Below are 19,341 nucleotides of genomic sequence, written 5' to 3' on the forward strand. Positions count from 1 at the left end.
CGCCGGCCACCACAGGAGAGGAGGGACCAGGGATGAGCCCATCTCGATTCCACGTCCCACTGCCGGACGAGTCGCAGCCGCCGCGCCAGTGCTTGCCTTTCCCCGCTCTGTGCCCCTCGACCGGCAGGGAGGGGGTGAATACATGATCATCACTTTCATCGCGGTCACGGTGGATCGGATCCCGTGTGACTCGAAGAAGACGGACGAGTCGTAACATGATGTGACAGGAGAAGTGTGATGCACCGCCCACGTATCAAGTACGAGCACCTGCCCGTCCGCCACGGCGAAGACCTGGTGCAGATTGGTGGTTCCCTGCCGGGAGTCGCCGCCATGATCCCGGACCCGGACGGCACGGTGTGGACGCTGCTCACACTTCTCGACGGGACGCGCATGGTGGACCAGGTGGTCGCCGACCTGGTCCACCGCCATCCCGACAAACCGCCCCACACGGTCTACACCGCGGTCGACACGCTGGCCGCTGCCGGTTATCTGGAGGACGCCGACGAACCGCCGCCGGAGGTGCTCTCCGAGGCCCAACGAGAGCGGTTCGCGCGTAGCCGGGCATTATGGCGGTGGATGGACACCGCTCCGCGCACCACCGGGTGGCACGCTCAGTTGGCGCTGCGGCAGGCGCGGGTCACGGTCGTCGGCGTCGGCGGGGTCGGCAGCACCGCGGCCCTCGCGCTCGTCCAGTCCGGAGTGGGGCGGTTGCACCTGGTCGACCCGGACCTGGTGGAGCTGTCCAACCTCAACCGGCAGATCCTCTACACCGAGAACGACCTCGGCCGCGCCAAGGTCGACGTCGCGGTCGACGTGCTGCGCCGGCACAACGGCGAGGTCGAGGTCACCGGCGAGCAGACCACCGTCGACGGCGTGGGGACGCTGCGGCGGTTGGCCACGTGGTGCGATGTGCTGCTGATGGCCGCCGACACGCCACACGAGATCCGCTCGTGGACCAACCGGGCGTGCCTGGACACCGGCACCGCCTGGGTCCACGGCGGCTATCACGGGCCAAGGGCGGGAGTAGGGCTGTTCGTGCCCGGCAACGGGCCCTGCTACGACTGCGCACGCACCGCCGCCGCACGCGAACAGCTCGCAGCACCGCCGTCGACCCCGTGGCCGGAGATGAGCGGGACGACCGGGACGCACGCGGCCAACGCCGTGTCAGCCGGGATCGCGGGACACCTGGCCGGTCACGCTGTGATGAGTCTGATCACCGGGATTCCCCGGCTGCGGGCGAACCGCCAGATCGGGTACAACCTCATCACGCTGCAGCACAGCACCTTCTACGAATCGCTGGAACCGGAGCCGGACTGCCCCGCCTGCGGACGATCCGACGCCTGACCGGACCCGTCGGCGCATGCCGAGGCCAGATCCTCCGCACGTCGCTGGACCAGTTCGGCGCGCGGGTCGTCCAGGTCCGTCAGGATCGCGGCGGTCCGCCGCAGGTTGTGCACAGCCTGGTCGTCCCGGCCGGTGGCGGACAGCGAGACGGCCATCGCCTCCAGCGCCGTGGCCAGATGCGATTCCGCGCCGCTGTGCCGCGCGTAGACGTCCACAACCTTCTCCCACAACCCGATCGCAGTGTCGTGCTCACCCAGCCCCTGCCGCGTTAGCGCCAGGTCGTCCTCGGCATAGGCGATGATCAACGGATCACCGGTGCCGCTGCGCAGCTCCCACGCCCGTTGCGCGTAGTCCAACGCCTCTTCGAACCGACCCCGCGCCACGTTCACCAGGCACAGGTTTCCCAACGCGATGGCCTCGGCCGCGGTGTCGCCCTCCTGCCTCGTCGCCTCCCACATCGCCAGGTAGTGTTCCACCGCCTCGTCGTGACGTCCCTGTGCCTCGCGCAGGCTCGCCAACCCGGCCAACGCCCGCCGGCGAAGGACCCGATCGCCGGACCGGGCCGCCGCATCCAACACGTTCTGGAAGTCGGCCTCCGCCGCCGCTTGGTCACCCGAACTCCGGTGACTGTGCCCACGCAGAACCCGCAGAAACGCCTCGGCCGCCCAGTCCTCCGACACCCGAGCCGCCTCGACCCCGCGCGACTTCGCCTCCAGCTCCTCCCGCCACCACGCCCGCGGTCCCAACCCGAGGTGACGCGACGACAACGCCAACGCGATCACCACCGGGTACATGCCGTGATCCACGGCCATGCGCTGTGCCGCCGACAACACCGCCCGCTCCGACCGCAACCACCCCAACGCATCCTCCCGATCCCACTTCGGCACCTGCACGACGGGGAGATCCACGGCTAGCCGGGCCGACACCGGGTACACGAGACGATCTGCCAGGTCCCCCACCGCGGCATACCACCCCAGCAAGCGCGCCACCGCCTCCTCCCTCGCCCCACGTGTTTCGTCCAGCTCTGCGCGGTGGGCGGCATAGTCGTGCAACAGGTCATGCATCCGATACCGATGACGGGCCACCTGCTCGACCAGGTGCTGCTCCGCCAACTCGTCCAGGACACGCATCGTGGAACGAAGGTCCAGCGCGGCCAGGGCGGCGACGGCATGCGTCCCGAACTCCGGCACCGGGTGCAACCCCGCCAACCGGAACACCCGCGCGTGCAACGGGTCGAGCAGGGTGTAGGACCACTCGAACACCGGCCGCACCCCACCCAACCCCCGCCATGACCCGTCCACCCCGATCGAGCCCCGCTGCTCCTCTCGGATGTCCTCCACCACATCGGCCACCGACAGGAACGGACGCGACGCCAACCGCGTCGCCGCCACCCGCACCGCCAACGGCAACCGCGCGCACACCCCTACCAGTTCCCCCACCGCGTCGGGCTCCGCGGCGGTCCGGGCCCCACCCACGACCCGCTCCACCAGACGCACGGCGTCCCGGGTGTCGAACACGTCCACCGTGACCCGCCGGACCGCCTCCAGCACAACCAACTCCGACAGCGCGCCCCGACTGGTCACCAACGCCAGTGACCCCGCCGCACCGGGCAACAACGGACGCACCTGCTCAGCGGACCCGGCGTTGTCCAACACCACCAGCACCGGCCGGGCCGTCACCAGCGACCGGAACAACGCACCCTGCGCCTCCACGCCCTCGGGAACCCGCCGCTCCGCGATACCAAGCGCGGTGAGGAAGTCCGTCAGCACAACCAGTGGGGGCAACGGGGCGCTCGGGCCGTAGCCGCGCAGGTTCACGAACAACGTGCCACCCGGGAAACGATCCTGGACGCGGTGCGCCCACCACACCGCCAACGTCGACTTCCCCGCCCCAGCCGAACCGTTCAACGCCACTACCACCGCCGCGCCACCGGTATTCCACTCCGATTCGGCCAATAGAGCGTCGAGAGCGGCGACATGGGCACCACGCCCGCAGAAATCGTGCACCGCAGCCGGTAGCTGTCGCGGCACCACCATGGTTTCCTGGGTAGGCGGCAGCACCACCTGATCAATTCGGCCCGCCTGCAGCAACACCCCTTGGACCGTGCCGTCCATGTCGTTGCTGACACCACCATCGACCATGGGTATATAGTTTGGCCGCAACACCGACAGGAAAGGCGCTCAGACCGCTAAAATCACTCGCTCGATTCGGTTGCACCCCTCTAACGGTGGATAGACCTGTCAGCGAGTGACTTAATCGCTAATTGAGTGAACGATAAAGTAGGAATACCTCAAGCGACGCCCCGGCGGGGCCTCCAGACATACCTGATCGCATCCTGGCTCGTCGACACCTGGAGTCGACCCGGCCGAGCCGTGGCATGAGCAGCTCGGCCGGAGATCGACACTGGCGCTGGTCGTCCATCACGTGATCAGCGGCAGAGCCGCTCGTTGAACAGACCCAGACTCGGGCGGCGGCCTTGTCGTCAGAAGAAGGCCGTGCCGGCGAGGGCCAGCAAGCCGACCGCAGTGAGGGCGGACAGGAGCAGGAGGACGCGGGCCATAGCGCGGCCGCGGTCGGTCGATGAGGTCATGGGGTGGTTCCTGTCAGCAGCCAGTGGATAGGGGCGGCCGGGTCGTCGTGGGGGGTTGGGGAGGTGGTGAGGTAAGTGACCACGAAGTAGTGGACGTGGGGGAAGTGGTGTTCTGCGGAGTGGACGATGTCGACATGGCCGTGGGCGATGAGCCACGCGCGGACTGCGGCGGGGCGGTCTGGTGGGCGAGTGGCGTAGGGATGGGTGGGACCGGAGAGGGTGTCGCCCTTGGTGACAACGACGGCGATGCGGCGGGGCGTGGCGGTGTGGTGCTCGGTGAGGGTCTCGGTGAGCAGGTCGAGGACGGCCTTGGGGTCGGTGCCGGACGTGCGTGAGGCACCGAGGACGTCAGGGTCTGCGCGGGCGCGGACGGCGGGAAGCGCGAGCGGGTCGACGACGAGGACTACGCCGTCGCTGAGGGCGAGGAAGACTGAGTCGGCGATGTGGTCGGCGTTCTGCACGATCTCCCCGGCTGCGTCGTACAGGTGCAGGAGCCGGTTGCGCACCTGCAGGGTGTACGAGACCGGTCGGCTCACCGGCGTGCGCGGCGGGAACAGGCCGTCGGCGAGGAGAGCGCCGGTTTCGGCCAGCCTGTGGTCGGTGAACGGGTCCGCGGGGGCGGCGTCGTGGCCGGACCTCATGTGGGTGACCGCGGTGTGGAGGAACACCGACTTCCCGGCACCGGTGCCGCCGACCACCGGGACGTGACGCGTGGGCATCATCTGGGTGGGGGAGGGCAGGGAGGCGCCGCAGTCGCCGCACTGCGGGGAGAGACCGCGTTTGCCGGTGATCAGCAGTGTGGGCAGGCTTTGGCCGCAGCGGCAGGTGCGGAGGAACACGCCCTGCGCGCCCGGAACGAGCGCGTGGTGCTCGCGTCCGCAGGGGCAGACGAACACCGGGCGGGTGAGTCGGGTGTGGCAGCGGGGGCACTCCGTCGTGATTTGCCTCAGCGCCAGGGAAAACACTTCGAACAGCCACAACGTGCCGGAGAGGAGTCGGAAACCCGTTACTGCGACGGTGAGCAACACCAACTGCACCAACCAGGTGATGGCCAGCAGGACAAGCGCGAGGATGTAGCCGATGGCGAACCCGGCGCGCGCGCTGAACGTGAGGATGGGCACCGCGGGCGAGCGCGTGATGAGCTCGGACTCCCGGATCGGGCGCACCCGGCGCAGCCCGTTTCCCGCGAAGCTCTCATCGAACTGGGCCAATCCGCGCTGATGCAGCGCCACCAAGCAGGCCACACCGAGGCGCCGGTGGTCGCGCAGGGCCGGACCGGACAGGTACCGCCGGTCGGCGGGATCGGGCAACGTGTCCAGCGCCAGGTGCTCCGTGTCCGCCTGGGCGGCGAGGCAGTCGAGCGCTTCCCGGATGATGGCGACCAGCGCCAACGTCAGGCTGAGCGCGACCGCGGCGGCGAGGACCGGCCCGGTGATCACGAGCGCGAGCACGGCCTGCAGCAGGTAGCGGAAGAGTTGGACGATCATGTGGTCGTCCTCTCCACGCCCCGGAAGATCGGTATCGCGCCAAAGCCGGCGAGCAGCCACAGCAGCGGATCCTCTACCCGGTAGGCCATCGGTTCCCGCCTGCCGTCCACGCGGTCACCGAGCGCGGTCGCGGCGAAGCAGCGGTGGCGGCGGAAGGCGGTGCGGACACCTCGGATGAGGTCCGTCCTGTTCCAGCGGCCGAGCCAGGCGGTGGTTTCGTGGTGGACATCCACACCGTCGGACACCGCGTAGCCGCTCGTCCGGGGCACGGGTCGCAGCAGCGGCGACCCGGGGTCGACCATGTCCCACACGGTGTCCAGTTTGGTCAGAACAACGGCCAGGGGAACGCTGATCCGGTTGTGGGGGCGCAGGCCGCGCGCGGCGCGCACGGCTTCGGCGAGTCGGGCGATCCCCGCGTCGCCGGGGACAGCGCCGGGTTCGACGGCTAGGACGAGGCCATCAGCGTGCGCCAGGTTCGTCGCGGTCGCGTCGGCGCTGTCGTAGAACGCGATCACCTCAGGCCGTGCCCGCGGCCGGACGCGCAGGCTGACCAGCAGCGGCTCGGGCCCCGTGTCGCGGTACAGGACGGTTTCGGCGACCAGCACACGATCTCGCTCGTGCCGGAGCCTGCTTCTTTCGCCGAGCACGTCGAGGGACATGCCGGGGAAGCGGTCATCCAGGTGTCCTTTCGCGACCCGCCGGATGACCGACGCCACCCAGGTGCTCTTACCGGACCCCGCCGTCCCGACTACAACGACCACCCTGGGGCGGCCCTCGATGTACTCGCGCGGCACGGCCTGCCCGCACGCCGGGCAGACCCGGCGGGCTTTCGGAGCACGCCCGTGCGGGCACTTGCCCCTGCGCGCGGCGGAGACCGGAAAGTGGGTCGCGGTCTCGCCGCAACTCGAAGCGCACTGCCTCAGATACGCCTTCCCCGGCGTCCAGGTGTGGCAGTAGGGGCAGGCCGGGGTACGCCGGGTCCGGACGCTCCAGGTCGGTGCGGGCACAGCGGTCTCCTCTCAGGTCACGGCACGACCAGGAGGTGGGGGGCGGGGTGGGCGAGCACGACAGTCTCGTCCAGGGAAAATGCGCGGAGGAAAACCGGCCGCCGCAGTTGGCGCGGCACTCGGAGCCGGACGGGCTCGGGCGGGCCGAGGGCCGGCAGCCGCAGGATCTCGACGCCGTCCTCGGGGGTCAGCGGACGCGACCCGGACTTGGCGACAACCGTGATGTCGGGGGCGGGCTCCGGACCGTGCACGGCCACCAGTAGTTCGCCCCGGCGCCACCAGGCCGCGCGCCGGACGCTGTAGCGCACCTCGCGCAGCCGGGTCGAGCACACCGTGACCATCGGCCCGAACCGGCCGGAGTCCACGACCGACACCCCGAACCAGTGCTCGCCGGGCAGGGTCGCGGTGATCCGCGCGCCGCGGCCCGCGTACGCGGACCTGCTGATCTCGACCACGGTGGCCTGCGGATCCAGCGGCCCGGTGGGCGGCCCGTCCACCCGCCAGACCACCCGCACGTCGGTGGCCCACATCGGCCACTGCCACGACAGCACCACCTGCGGGCCGAATCGCCTGGCGTGCAGGCCGATGACCGGTTCCAGTGGCGGCGTCACCCGCGTCGCCGGGCCGATGGCGGCGAGCGGGCCGGACACCGCGACCGGCACGAGCACCCGCTGCCCTGCCAGGTCCGCCAGCGGGACCGATGCGCGGCCCGTGTCGCTCACCGCGACCACCCGGCCCGCGGCCGCCGCGTCGGCGGCACGGAGAACCTGCGGCGCGGGCGCGACCCCGTCGTGTGGGACGCGGATCACCAGCGGAGTGCCGCTCTGCCTGCTCCAGGTCAACTCCACGGTGTCACCCGAGAGTTCGGCCCGCAGGTCGTCGACCTGGCGCGGGTTTCCCGGACACTCGCCGCAGACCACCAAGCCCGCGCTGTCCTCGGGCTTCCCGGCCTGGCCGGGATAGCGGGCGCGCACGAGGTAGCGGTACTGCACACCGGGCACCACAGCGGTGTCGTCGAATCCGGCCCCGTCGGGCGTGGCAACCTCCGCAATTTCGCCCGACGGCGCGATCCTGGTCACCGACGCCCCGACCGCTTCGGGAGGCAACCGCCAGCGGCCGTGCACCGACAGCATCGTCGACTCGACCGCGAGGTCCAGCACCTCGGGCGCCAGCACGACCTCCTCGCTGTGCGCCATCCCGCCGGGGACACCGTTCCGCAGGGTCTGGACCGCGTACGACGTCGGCACACCGGAGGGCGGCACGTCCGACAGCGCCAGGGCGTCGGTGTCGTCGGCGATCACCGTCCCGCCCCGGCTTACCCGGTAGGTCAGGAGGCCTGCGGTCGATGTCGACTCCTTCCACGTGATAACGATGGCGTCGTGGTGCGCACGCGCGGACACCTCGGCGGGTGCCATGGCCGGACAGCGGCGCAGGCCCGACTTGATCGCGGGGTCCGTCAGCTCCCGATCCGCTGCGAGGTAGCGGGCAGCCGCATCCTCCGGCGCGGTGTCCTCCAGTTCGCGGGCGGCTGCGAGATCGGCGGCCACCCGGTCCACGGTCGCGGCCAGCGCGTTTCGGACGCGTTCCCAGTCCCCGGTCAGCCGCCTGCTCGACAGCACCACCAGCGCGGCGTGCAGCCTGCCGTCGGCGACGGCCTGCCTGTAGTCGGACTCCCAATCCGATCGGTGGACGCGTCGGCACCAGAGGGCATAGGAGAGCGTCTCGGGGTCGCGCGGGAGGCCGCTCGCGACGCACCGCTGCGGGTCGGCCGCCGCGAGGAAACTGACCTCCTGATAGCCCAGCAGCACGGCCACCGACAGCTCGGTGAGGAACTCGTGGCGCAGCAGCGAGCTCAGTCCGTCGGGCTCGTCCAACGCTTGCTCGACGATCTTGAGCACCGTCAGCTCGGCCTCGACACCGGCTCCTCGCCGGGTCCGCAGATGCGCGCGCCTGTCCCGAAGCACGTCCGCGTGGACGTCCAAGCCGCCGGAGGACAGTTTTCTGCTCAGGTACTCCCAAAGGCTGGGGACCCCGAGGTCGGCCAGCGCGGTGGTGATCCGGCGCGACCGGGGCGTGTCCGGCGTCATGCCGAGGCTCGCGGGCTCGCGCACGACCGCCCGGTGCTGTTCGAGCGCGGCCACGACGTCCGGCCGGCTCCAGCGGCCCGCGGACTGCCGGACGAGGGCCGCGACGGCGGCGGCGGGCATACCCGGCGCGGACCGCAGGAATTGGTCGACCACCTTGGCGAGGGCGGTGCGTTCCGCCGCCACGGCGGCCCGGTGCACCGAACGCTCGCCGGGATCGCTCAACACCCGCACGGCGACCGGGTGCCCGCGCCGCAGCCGGTCCACGGCCTGGATGTGCTCGCGCAGTTCGGGAATGCCCCACAGCGCCGGAACGGAGGTCAGCGCCGAGTCCACCTCGTCGGCGGTGCAGTCGGAGGGCAGGCGGTACACCCGGAACAGGTTCCGGTGGGGCGACCACCCCGTCTCGACCGGCGTGATGACGTCGTCGAGGTAGGCGCGGACGTCGGCGTCGCGGAGTCCGGGAAGGTCCGTCTCGGCCATGTCACCGCCGCAGGCCGGGTAGCGGTGCGACGACGTCGGTGTCGCGGCCGCGGACCTGGGTCTCGATCCGCAATCGCGCGCCGTTGGCCGCGTGGGCGTCGATCCGCAGCACCCCGTCGGCGCCGAGGGAGAAGTCGAGCTCGACCGGGTCGCCGCGTCTGCTGTCGCGCGGAAGTCCTTCCATGGTGCGCTCGTCGAGCCGGACGTGGTCTGCCTCGTCGTCGGACAGGACATCCGTCATGGACTCGTACACGGCGACCCGCATCGTGGTCTGCCCCTCGTGCACGGTGCACAAGGTGTGCCGTCCGCTGGTGGGCAGCGGGGTGTTCGGGGTGATGATCCAGTGCACCGCGCTGCCGAGGGAGGGGCGACCGGTGTCGCGCGTGATCAGCACGCCGTAGCCCTTGGACGTCACGTCCACCACCTTCCGGGACTCGCCCGCGGCGACCTGGGCAGCGCCCTTGGCCACCACCAGTTCCGCGTCGACCGCGAGCCGCGGCGCGGGCAGGTGCGGGAACGTCTCGTCGAGCCTCCTCGCCACGGCGGGCGTCCGTGACATCCCGCCGACCAGGAGGACGTCGTCGATCGTCGACACCCCGGCGGCGCGGGCCTGCGCGATGAGGTCGCCGGTGAAGTCGAGGGTGCGGTCGAGCAGGTCGGACGTGGCCTTTTCGTAGTCGTTGCGGGAGATGATCATGCGGTGCACGTGGCCCTGCGCGGTCCGCATGGTCAACATCTGCTCGGTGGAGGTCGACAGCGCGACCTTCACCGCCTGAGCCTGCCCGAGCAGACCGGCCATCAGGCGCGGAGACGTCCGAGGATCCTCCTCGTCGGGAAAGTCGCCCATCCGGTCGAGGACGAGGTCGACGAGCACCCGGTCCCAGTCGGCGCCGCCGAGACGGGCGTCCCCGCCGGTCGCCACGACACGGACCTCGTCGAGGAACATGAGCACGACGGTGACGTCGAAAGTGCCGCCGCCGAGGTCGTAGACGAGGACCGCCCGACCGGCCGAGGTGCCGCGCAGGCCGCTGGCCAGTGCCGCCGCGGTCGGTTCGTTGACCAGGTCGAGCACGTCCAGCCCCGCGATCCGGCCCGCCTCGAGGGTGCGCGCCCGCTCCGCCGTGCCGAAGTAGGCCGGAACCGTGACGACGGCACTGGCCAGCGGACCGGCGGCGGGCACCGCGGTGCCGAGCGCCTCGAGCGCGTCCTCGACGGCCTGCCGCAGGATGAGGGCCGAGATCTGCTCGGGTCGCAGGTGACCGCCGGGGACCGCGACGGTGTAGTCGCCGCCGATCTCCCGCTTGATCTCGGTGATCACCCGCCCCGGCTCGTACGCGCGCTGGTCGAGCGCGAGGTCACCCACCACCGCCGTGCCATCCGCACCGAGGTACACCGCCGACGGGGTGGTCGCGCCGCCCTCCCGGTTGGCCAGCACCCTGGCCTCCCCGCTGCCGTCGACCACGCAGACGCACGTGGCGGTCGTGCCGAGATCGATTCCCAGGCGGGGACGGTCATCGCTCGTCGCCATGCTCCTGCTCCTTCCGGTCGTAGGCCTCGGTGAGCTGCGCCGGCTGCGGCTGCACGTCCGCGGTGTCCAGCACCCACCCGGGAACCTGCCCGCCGCGGTGGGCGACGCCACGGACCCGTCTGGGAAGGTCGAGGACCCCGGAGTCGCTCGACGCGACGAAGACCTGCGGAACCTGGCGGCTCGCGTCGATCCTGGCCATTCGCTCCGCGGCGACCTGGTCGCGGCCCAGGATGCGGACGTCCTCCTCGAGCTCCGCCGACCGCTCCAGCTTCTCCTGCTTGATGCTCTCCCTCTTCAAGTCCGTCTCCACCGCCGCGTTGGTCAACTGCTGGCCGAGCTGCCTGCTCTGCTGCCGCAGCTTCGCGATGTGCCGGAACTCCTCGTTCATCTCGTCGGACTGGAATTTGATCGCGCCGATGGTGGTCAGCCGAGGCGAGACGTTCTGCTCCCGCAGCGCTTGTTCGACCAGGGTCTTCAGCTCGGCGCGGACCTGGTTCTGATCGCTGATGAACTCCTCGATGAGGTGGCTGTTGGACACCTCGTTGAAGTAGCCCTTGACGACCACGCCGAGCAGGCGGGTGACCAGCCGCTGTACCGCGGCCGACTTGCGCACACCTGCGGTGCCGTGCTCCTCGTCGTCCTCGCCGAACCGCTTGACCAGGTGCGGCGCGGTCTCCGGCGGGATGACGAAGGTCTGGGTCAGCTCAACCGAGACGTGGAACCCGTCCAGGGTCACCTCGATCAGGTCCAGCTCGGAGTCGTAGCGGTCGGCACTGACTTCCTTGCGGCCCCAGGAGAGGATCAGTTCCCGTGAGGGAATCCGCACCACGCGGGCGAAGAACGGGTTGATCGCGTAGGTGGAGCCGCCCGGGAGCACCTCCGACTGCGGACCGAACTGCCCGCCGTTGGCCAGGAAGATCCAGGGGAACTGGAAACTCTCGTGGCCCTCGATCCTCGGCGCGGGCTCGGCGGCGTCGACCGGGTGCAGCCCTTCGGTGACGATGACGACACCGGTCTCCTCGCTCTCCACCGACACCAGTCGCAGATCCTCCGGCTCCAGGTAGTGGTGGGACAGCGGGACCGTCTCCAGGTCTATCTGGTTCTGGGTGAGGACGTTGAACATGTCGGTGTTGATGGAGTAGTAGCTTCCGCCGGGGAGGAGCGCCTGCTGCGGGCCTTGCTGTCCGCCGTCCTCGAGGAACTTCACCCCGTTCTGGAAGTAGTCGCATTCGACGTGCCGGGCGAGGGTGTGGCCGTACGGCATGATTTCGCCCACCTTGGCCACCACCACGCCGATGGTCCGCAGCGGGACGTAGGTGCGTTTGGCTATCCGCACCTCGAAGACGGTGGGGTGGATGGCGTATTGGCCGCCGCTGTCCAGGATCTCGATCTGCGGTCCCTGCTGCCCACCTTGGTCGAGGAACGTCTCGAAGTCCTGGAAGTGGTCGCACGGGACATGCCGGGCGATGGGTTGCCCGTGCTCCAGCGAGCCACCCATCTTGGCGTGCACGATCCCGATCGAGCCCACCGGAATGCTGATCATGTCCTGGATTCGCACCTCGTAGAGCCGGTGCAGGCGGAAGTAGACGCGACCGCCGATCAGCAGCCTGCTCTGCCGGTTCACCGCCTCGGCGAGCGAACCGGCGAACCGGAACGAGCTGTACTTGCGTGTCACGATGGCGAACTGACCCAACGGAACGTTCACGATGGACTGTCTGATGTGCTGCACGACCAGCACGAGGAAGCCCAACCCGGCCAGGATGGCCAGCCCCGGCAGCACGTACCCTGTGATGTCATCCATCGCGCCACTCTTCACTGATCCGGTCGTGCACCGCGGTGACCGTCATGCTCCAGTTGTCGTACCAGCCGTATGACGGCTTCGGCGAGCGAAGCGTCGGGAAGAACCCTGGAACGTCCACGCGGTCGGACACCCATGTCTCGTAGTCGTCCGATATGGAGCCCTGATCGCTCCACCCGAAGGCGCGGGCCAGGGAGAACATCCTGTTCCGGGTGTTCTCCGGCAGCAGCGCCCGCTGGGCGCGAAAACCGTGCCTGCCACCGGTTTCCTCCTGCCACACCCGGGCGAGTTCGCGCAGGAACGCCGTACCGACGTGGTTGACGTGAGACCGGGTCATCCAGCCCTCGTCCGACCGCCCGGCCGCCGCCAGCAGCATGTCGGTGGTCAGCCGGTCGGCCGTGACGGGATCGCCCGCCCGCAACGCGGTACGGACCGTCGTTACGAGCGCCGCCGTGCGGTCCACCGGGCTGGTGGCGTCGTGCCTGCGCTGCTCTGTGCGCACCAGGGCACGTAGCTGCGCGAGGTGGTCAGGACCAGGCAGTGCGTTGGCGCGCGCGTCGAGGAAGGCGTCCGGCTGCCGCGGACCGGCGATGACGATCCGCCGGACGGGGATGTTGAGCCATTCTGCGGCGAATCGCATGTCGGCGGCCTCCGGAGGGGGCCGGTCGGTGACCAGGATCAGCAGCACGCCCGCGCCGTCGAGAGTGTCCGGAACGGCGGAGATCCGTACGGTAAAACCGTTCTCTACCAACAGCTTTCGCAGCCGGCCCAGGTAACCGCCGTGGGACGCGCCGCAGACCACCACGGACGCGGCCACCGATTCCAGTTCGGCGGCCACCTCCTCGGCGTCCGGCCGGTCCCGTTCCCGCTTCGACAGCGCCAGCCCCACCATCTCGCGCACCTCGCCCGGCACCGCGCGCAGGTCGGGATCCGCGCCGAGGATGGCCGGAATCACCTCGCCCGCCGCGCCATCGCCGAACGGCCCTCGCCCGGTCGCGGCGTAGAAGACCACACAACCCCAAGCGAAGACGTCGGACTTCACCGACGCGATGCCGCCTCCCTTGACCAGTTCCGGAGCCTGGTAGGGCAGGGTTCCCATCACCTTTCCGGTGCTCGTCAGGCGACCGATGTCGGCGACGGTGGTCGCGATGCCGAAATCGATCAGCACGGCGCGGGCCGCGCCGACCATCACGTTGGAGGGCTTGAGATCGCGGTGAACCAGCCCTTCACGATGGATGTCGCGCAACGCCCGCGCGGTGTCGCGGGCGAGCGAGACGACACGTTCGGCCGGTAGCCCCCTTCCCGGTACGGCCAGCCGGTCGAGCGCCTGTCCCCGGACCACCTCCGTGGCCACGTAGAGCGGGTCGCCCACCACCTGCGAGTCGACCACCGCGGCGGTGTACGCCGAGCGCACCGCCCGCGCCGCCGCGATCTCCTGGGTGAACCGCTTGCGGTACACGGGATCCGCTGCGTGCGATGAGTGGATGACCTTCACGGCCACCTGTTCTCCGGACGACTCCGCCAGGTACACCGTCCCCATCCCGCCTGATCCCAGCCTGCCCAGAACCCGGTAAGGCCCTAGCCGTCTTGGATCACCGGGCCTCAGTCCCCCCACCTGTCCAATGACCATCCGTCACCTTTCCGGTACACGAACGCCCCCGATGCCTGCCACGCGCGGGCCTCACTCGCCCTCCGTGCGTCGCGAATACGATTCTAGCCCGCCTTACAACAAGACCGCTTAGTTATCACGCTTTTGCCCTACGGCAGTCGGCTCGTTGTGTTCTCTGGCGAGGGCCCCTCAAGATCGCTTGTCCAGTAAGAGCCCTTCACCTGGAATCAACTGCCTTGCCGTAAATCTGCGGATTTAGAACCCTCAATGGAATGATCTTGGAGTAAGGGCGATCGACTTGGTGTTGACCATGTTGTGAGGAAAGGGTGGCAGCTACCCGGGATCGTCCCGACGAGCTGTGGGCAAGGTCCCGGCCGCTGCTTCCGGCGATACACTCGGCAGCGACCACCCCGTCGCATGCGGCTGGATGACCGCTAGGTGCTCTAGACGAGTAATGCGTAAGTCGAGGTGGTGTCCGGAGGCGAACGAAAGATGTTCAAGATCAGTTTGTGGCGACCGACCTGAACACCCTTCCACCACACCCCACGTCAAGATCGACGATCACCTCGCCGATAGGCGTCAGATGGGCAGATCGCCGAAGCTGACCGACGCCGAGCTGGTCACCCTGGCGGTAGCCCAGGCCCTGTTCGGGTTCACCTCCGAGGCTGGCTGGCTGCGGTTGGGCCAAGTACGGCTACTGCCGATCGCACTCGCGCTGGTTCTGGGGCCTGCGCCTGAACGTGGTCTTCACCCCGGCCGGGCTGCCGGACGCCTGGGCGTTGGCCGACCCGAAGATTGACGAGCGGCAGGTGCTCATGGCGATCTGCGCCCACGAACCCCACCTGCTCGCCGACCGCCCCGGCCTGCTGATCACCGCTGACAAGGGCTACGACTCCCGCGACCTCGACCGCTTCCTCACGCAGCGCGGAGTCCGTCTGATCCGACCGTCCTACCGCATACCCCAACCCTGTTCATGCTCCACACCGATATCCCGCGGAATTTCCTGCCGCGCCGCAGAAGCTGAGGCTCGGCTCCGGCATTGACCGCCTGGCGGCGGCTACGGGACCGACACCAGGCAGGGGTGTGGCAGTGGCTGCCCGAGAACCTGCTCACCGAATTGAAGCCGGGGCGCTCTGGACTGCTGGCGGCCGGTGATCAACGGATCGCACGTGCGGGCACTCAAAGGCAGCCCGGAGGGTGGTCCGAGTCCGGTCGACCGTGCCAGACCGATCTCGAAGCCGCGACGACATTCACGATCCCGAGTCTGGCCCGCGACATCATCTGCCGGCGCCGTCTGCTCAACCTCGCAGAGTCAGGAGTTCTTGGCGCACCACTCTTATCCTCAAGCGGACTTCCGTCACGGCCACCAGCGCCGCGCGTCGTCGATCGCCGCAGCGAGGCTGTCGGGAAACCCTGGACCGGCGAGCTCCGCCAGCCTCGGGGCTGCCCTGTCGAGAAGCGCAAGACAAGTCGTCCGACTGACAGACTGCATCGTGCGGCGAAGCAGGACGACCAGATCCGGGCCTTGCAGGACCGCTGCGGCGCGGGCCACCACCGCGACCAGTAACCCACGGTCCCGGCTCGGTGCCGCCCCTGCAGCCCGTGCGAGGTGAGCGGCGGAGCCGAGGACGGGCACCAGGCCGGTGAGCGCCCGTGTCCGGGCCTCCTCGGAAAGGAGTTCAGCGGCGGAAAGCGCCACATCCACCTCGGCGGCGGCCAAACCGGGTGCGGCCGAGGCCAGCGCACGAGCTCTGCGGAACGGGTCCTCCATCGCCAGGATTTCGGAGAGCGTGCGGGTGGGAGGCGGAGGAGGGCTGTGTCCCACGGCGGTGGTGCGCTCGTCGGGCAACGCGTATCCGGCCAGCACCCCGGCACGGGTCCGGCGGCTGGCCGCTGCGGAGGCATCGTCGTCGGGGGCGGTGGTGATGGTGCGGGCCGCAGTCAGCGCGGCGGCGAGCACCGGCGGCCGTTCGCCGACGGGCAGCCGGGCCGCGACCGCCGTCAGTAGGACGGCCCGGGCGTCGAGGTCGGAGATCCCGGCCGCAGCGGTGAGCACCTCGGCGAGGTCGTCGTCGGAACCGGTCGGGATGAGGGCGACGAGTTCGTCAACCCGTGCGGGTTCGCTGCCGTTCGCTGTGGCGTGCTTCAGCAGAGCGCCGATATGCGGCCGGCGCATCTCGCGCGGCAGGGTGGTTCCGGCTGCGGCGGACACCGCGTCATCGACAAGATCGTCGGGCAGTTCCGGCAGAATCCGCCGGACGGCCTCCGCGCGATCGTGCTCACCGGCGACGGACATCGCCGAGTCCAGCGCGTCCTGCAGCAGGCTCCGCCTCGGCTTCCCGTCCAGGCGTCGCGCGATCGCCGCCTGCGCGGCGGCACGCCACCCGCCGTGCCGTACTCGGGACGCGACCGACACCGCGTCGGCCACATCCGTCAGGTGCGGCGCGATCCGCGTCAGCACGTCGCCGGTGATGTGGGTGACGGGATCACGGGCAGCGGCCAGCGCCCACGCGACCGCCGGAGGACGAAGGCCATCCGGCAGGAGCGGGACCAGCGCTGCGAGCAGCAACGCCCTGGCAGGCGGAGCGTGCAGCCTGCGGGCGTGCGCGACCGCCCGCGCCGGTGTCCACATCCCGGCCTTCACCAAGGCGACCACCAGATCGGCTGGGATGTTCGCGGTGAGGCTGGTGATCGAGGAGATCACGAGCGCGCACCAGGCCTCGCCCACCAGCGTCGGCGCGGACCTGCCCGCGGCCAGCGCCTCATCGGTTCTGCGTGCGAGGTGCGCTCGCAGGGCGGCGATGTCGGCGAGATAGTCGTCGACGGCGTCGGCGTGCTCGTGGGCGGCGAACCACAGGTTGCCAGTCCGGTCCCCGGTGGCGAGAAGCCGACAAAGCTCTTCGATCCGCCCGGCGTCGAGCAGGTGCCCCGCCAGGTGTCGCACCGCGTATCCCGACCCCGCTGTCAGCAGCTCGTGGTCGGCGGCCAGTCGCGGCAGCCCGGCGTCGAGTCCGCCGAACCTGCCGAGATGGTGGTCGACGATCTGGTGACGTGCGGTCGCCGCCGCGGCACCGAGGGTCTCGCTCCAGTGCCAGTCCTCCTCGGAGCCGAGGTCGTCCAGAGGGCGGCCGTTCAGGAACTCCCGCAAGCTGGTGTGGTGGACGGCAAACCTGCGGGCCGTCGACCCCGCGCGCTCCACGGCGAGGAACGGCCGAAGGGTGCCGTGGCACCAGCGTCGGACTGCGGTCTCGTCGGCGTCGGCCGCCAAAGCGAGGTCGGCGGCGTCGAGCGGCTCCCCGATGATGGCGACCACGCCCAAGAGCCGCAGCAGCCCGGCGTCCCAGTCCCGGCTCCGGCTCCAGCGGTCCACGGTGTCGGTGTAGTAGCGGGACAGACCCGATGGCAGAGTGGCGAGGTCCCGCACGTCGTGAACCCCGTTCCGCAGTTCCTCGACGGCGTAGCGCAGGTACACCCAGATGCCCTGGCACCGGTCCGACAGCGCAGCGATGACGTCGTCGCTAGTAAGCTCCGGCGGCAGCACCGCACGTAGGTGCGCCTCGACGTCGAGGCGGTTGCGCGGATCGTCGGCCGCCAGCCTCACCACGGCCGAGTTGCCGCCGGCGCGCGGTGGTGGATGGCCGGTCCGATAGGTGCCCACCACGAACACCCCGTCCGGCAGCACGAACGGCAGTCCCCACGGCTGCCCGTCGATCTCCGCCTCGTCCGCCCCGTCGACAACCAATACCAATGGGCTTCCCGCGACCCGCGCTCGCTCGGCCGCCGCGCGGAGCACCACGTCGAACCCCTCCGGGGTGAACGCCCACTCCGGCACCATCGCGCCCGGTGCGATATCCGCCAGTGTCCACCGTCGCACCAACTGCCCGACGAGGTTCTGTAACCCAACCCGCACCGTCGCGCCCCTGCTCACCCCGGCGAAGTGCCCCACCCATCCCCGCTCCCGCACCAGGAACGCCGCCAACGCCGTCTTCCCCACCCCGGCGTCCCCCGCGATCCAGACGTAGCCACCGGACATCTCGGCTAGCCGTTTGTCGATCTCCGCGAGCACCCACGCCCGCCCGGTGAACCCCTCGCTCAATACTCGGTCCGTCACCTGGCGGTGCTCCCGGACGGCGTTCTCCACCGACACCGCGGCGGGGCCTGCCAGCACGGGGGTGAGCGTGGTGCCCTGAACCGCGACCACGGGACTGCCGTGGACGACGTCGGCCACGGCTTGGCGGCCGGTGAACTCGGACAGATCGGGCAGCAGGTTATTGGGTGCCCGCGGCACGGTGGGCGCGGGTGGTGATAACTCGCGGATTGCGGCGGTCATGTGGCGGGCGTGGGCGAGCGTGCCCGCAGAGGGCTCAGCGCCGTAAATCTGGCGCATCAGGGTAGTAAGGCGGTCGATCCAGGTGCGGACAGCGGTGTGGCGTCCGAGCGCGGACAGGGCGCGCACGCCGAGGAGCAAGAACTCGTCGGTCGGGTGGTGCTCGACGAGGACGTGCAGCTCCTGCAGCACCCGGTCGGCGTGGCCGCTGTCCAGCAAGGCTTGTAGGTGGTGCTCTTTGAGCGTCCGGTGCCGGGTGGCCAGGTCCTCGCGGCGGCGGTCGGCCCAGTCGCCGCCCAGGCCGGCCAGCGGGGCACCCCGCCACAGGGCGAGCGCTTCCTCGAACCGGTCTGGGTCACGGGTCTGTTGGGCAGCGTCGGCCAAGAGCAGGAACCTGTGATAGTCCACCAGCATCGGGTCGATGGCGAGCATGTAGAACCCGGGACGTGACCTGCTGTCCAGCCAGGCGCCATCGCCGCCCGCGTCGGTGAGGGCGCCGCGTATGTGCTTGGCGTAGGACTGGATGGTGGACGCAGGTTTCTTGGCCTGTTTGCGTTCCGGGATGTCGGGCGACCACAGGCAGTCGATCAAGTTTCCGACGCTGACCGGTTTGCGCGGGGACAGGGCCAACACGGCCAGCATGCACTCCTGCGTTCTTGTTTTCAGCTTGTGTTCGCCCTGGTCACTGCGAATCCCGACACCGTCCAACAGCCGAATCTCCACCCGCGCCCTCCCCGAAGGCTCGACCTGTCCGGAGTGTGACAGGCGGTCGGTCGGGGGAATCCGTAGCAGGGCGGGCTTTCACCCGTTGGATGGAGTCTTGTCCCAATGGTTGCCCCTGGTTCTATCCGGGGCGTCCTGCATCCTCCTCTCGGCTGGCACGCACCGGCCGCTGAGCCATTTCATCGTCACGGTGCAGGCTGAGCAGTGGGAGCGGAGTGGGGCAAGGCTCTCGGTAAGACAGCAGTCGATCAAGATCCGATGCCCTAACCGGGGCCTCGCCGTGCTGTCCTACCCTGCCGAGATTCCGCTGGAAGCGGTGAACCTCCTCGCCGCCCTGGCCGCCGACCTTGACGTTGCCGGT

The 19,341-nt window shown here is 69.9% G+C and carries 10 protein-coding genes and 1 pseudogene; 3 read left to right on the plus strand and 8 right to left on the minus strand.

Translation table 11 applies throughout. The features are described from left to right. Nucleotides 1-237 precede the first annotated feature (237 nt). Nucleotides 238-1,344, plus strand: a complete 1,107-nt coding sequence (locus tag ACQPZF_RS10820) for a HesA/MoeB/ThiF family protein (protein ID WP_433270795.1) — start codon at nucleotides 238-240, stop codon at nucleotides 1,342-1,344. Here ACQPZF_RS10820 and ACQPZF_RS10825 read toward each other — a convergent pair. From ACQPZF_RS10825 to ACQPZF_RS10835, 3 genes are all read right to left on the minus strand, one after another. After that, nucleotides 1,287-3,485 carry a hypothetical protein gene (locus ACQPZF_RS10825; RefSeq protein WP_433270797.1) on the minus strand — a complete coding sequence of 733 codons (2,199 nt, stop codon included), beginning with the start codon at nucleotides 3,483-3,485 and terminating at the stop codon, nucleotides 1,287-1,289. The genes ACQPZF_RS10820 and ACQPZF_RS10825 overlap by 58 nt on opposite strands. Before the next feature lie 445 nt (nucleotides 3,486-3,930). Continuing rightward, nucleotides 3,931-5,421 (minus strand): TRAFAC clade GTPase domain-containing protein, encoded by a 1,491-nt coding sequence (locus ACQPZF_RS10830; protein WP_433270799.1) that lies wholly within the window; start codon nucleotides 5,419-5,421, stop codon nucleotides 3,931-3,933. Continuing rightward, on the minus strand, nucleotides 5,418-6,137 hold the full coding sequence (locus tag ACQPZF_RS10835) for a hypothetical protein (RefSeq protein WP_433270801.1): 720 nt from the start codon (nucleotides 6,135-6,137) through the stop codon (nucleotides 5,418-5,420). The genes ACQPZF_RS10830 and ACQPZF_RS10835 overlap by 4 nt, the downstream gene beginning before the upstream one ends. On the opposite strand from ACQPZF_RS10835, the gene ACQPZF_RS10840 reads away from it, so the two are divergent. Beyond that, nucleotides 6,124-6,378, plus strand: coding sequence for a hypothetical protein (locus ACQPZF_RS10840; protein WP_433270803.1), 255 nt, complete (start codon nucleotides 6,124-6,126; stop codon nucleotides 6,376-6,378). The two genes, ACQPZF_RS10835 and ACQPZF_RS10840, sit on opposite strands and share 14 nt — an antisense overlap. Before the next feature lie 67 nt (nucleotides 6,379-6,445). Here the strand turns inward: ACQPZF_RS10840 and ACQPZF_RS10845 are convergent, their stop codons facing one another. The 4 genes from ACQPZF_RS10845 to ACQPZF_RS10860 are packed head-to-tail and all read right to left on the minus strand — an operon-like array spanning nucleotide 6,446 to nucleotide 13,951. After that, nucleotides 6,446-8,995, minus strand: a complete 2,550-nt coding sequence (locus ACQPZF_RS10845; protein WP_433270804.1) for a hypothetical protein — start codon at nucleotides 8,993-8,995, stop codon at nucleotides 6,446-6,448. 1 nt (nucleotide 8,996) lies between these two features. After that, nucleotides 8,997-10,523, minus strand: coding sequence for an Hsp70 family protein (locus tag ACQPZF_RS10850; protein WP_433270806.1), 1,527 nt, complete (start codon nucleotides 10,521-10,523; stop codon nucleotides 8,997-8,999). Next, complete coding sequence (locus ACQPZF_RS10855) at nucleotides 10,507-12,324, minus strand: SPFH domain-containing protein (protein WP_433270808.1); 1,818 nt, start codon at nucleotides 12,322-12,324, stop codon at nucleotides 10,507-10,509. Before ACQPZF_RS10855 ends, ACQPZF_RS10850 begins: the two co-directional genes overlap by 17 nt. Further along, the gene (locus ACQPZF_RS10860) at nucleotides 12,317-13,951 is read right to left on the minus strand and encodes a protein kinase domain-containing protein (RefSeq protein ID WP_433270810.1); all 1,635 of its coding nucleotides are present in this window, start codon (nucleotides 13,949-13,951) and stop codon (nucleotides 12,317-12,319) included. Before ACQPZF_RS10860 ends, ACQPZF_RS10855 begins: the two co-directional genes overlap by 8 nt. A 488-nt stretch (nucleotides 13,952-14,439) precedes the next feature. On the opposite strand from ACQPZF_RS10860, the pseudogene ACQPZF_RS10865 reads away from it, so the two are divergent. Beyond that, nucleotides 14,440-14,898: pseudogene (locus ACQPZF_RS10865) on the plus strand (hypothetical protein); the annotation flags it as partial. 389 nt (nucleotides 14,899-15,287) lie between these two features. On the opposite strand, the gene ACQPZF_RS10870 reads toward ACQPZF_RS10865, so the two are convergent. Next, the gene (locus ACQPZF_RS10870; protein WP_433270812.1) at nucleotides 15,288-18,899 is read right to left on the minus strand and encodes a BTAD domain-containing putative transcriptional regulator; all 3,612 of its coding nucleotides are present in this window, start codon (nucleotides 18,897-18,899) and stop codon (nucleotides 15,288-15,290) included. Nucleotides 18,900-19,341: the final 442 nt, after the last annotated feature.

This window comes from Actinosynnema sp. CS-041913 (assembly GCF_050942485.1).
Classification (GTDB): domain Bacteria; phylum Actinomycetota; class Actinomycetes; order Mycobacteriales; family Pseudonocardiaceae; genus Actinosynnema.

Excerpts from the sequence above, each read along its gene's own strand:
- ACQPZF_RS10820 (WP_433270795.1), top strand. The coding sequence starts at position 238 with ATGCACCGCCCACGTATCAAGTACGAGCACCTGCCCGTCCGCCACGGC.
- ACQPZF_RS10825 (WP_433270797.1), bottom strand. The coding sequence starts at position 3,485 with ATGGTCGATGGTGGTGTCAGCAACGACATGGACGGCACGGTCCAAGGG.
- ACQPZF_RS10830 (WP_433270799.1), bottom strand. The coding sequence starts at position 5,421 with ATGATCGTCCAACTCTTCCGCTACCTGCTGCAGGCCGTGCTCGCGCTC.
- ACQPZF_RS10840 (WP_433270803.1), top strand. The coding sequence starts at position 6,124 with ATGACCGACGCCACCCAGGTGCTCTTACCGGACCCCGCCGTCCCGACT.
- ACQPZF_RS10845 (WP_433270804.1), bottom strand. The coding sequence starts at position 8,995 with ATGGCCGAGACGGACCTTCCCGGACTCCGCGACGCCGACGTCCGCGCC.
- ACQPZF_RS10850 (WP_433270806.1), bottom strand. The coding sequence starts at position 10,523 with ATGGCGACGAGCGATGACCGTCCCCGCCTGGGAATCGATCTCGGCACG.
- ACQPZF_RS10855 (WP_433270808.1), bottom strand. The coding sequence starts at position 12,324 with ATGGATGACATCACAGGGTACGTGCTGCCGGGGCTGGCCATCCTGGCC.
- ACQPZF_RS10860 (WP_433270810.1), bottom strand. The coding sequence starts at position 13,951 with ATGGTCATTGGACAGGTGGGGGGACTGAGGCCCGGTGATCCAAGACGG.
- ACQPZF_RS10870 (WP_433270812.1), bottom strand. The coding sequence starts at position 18,899 with ATGCTGGCCGTGTTGGCCCTGTCCCCGCGCAAACCGGTCAGCGTCGGA.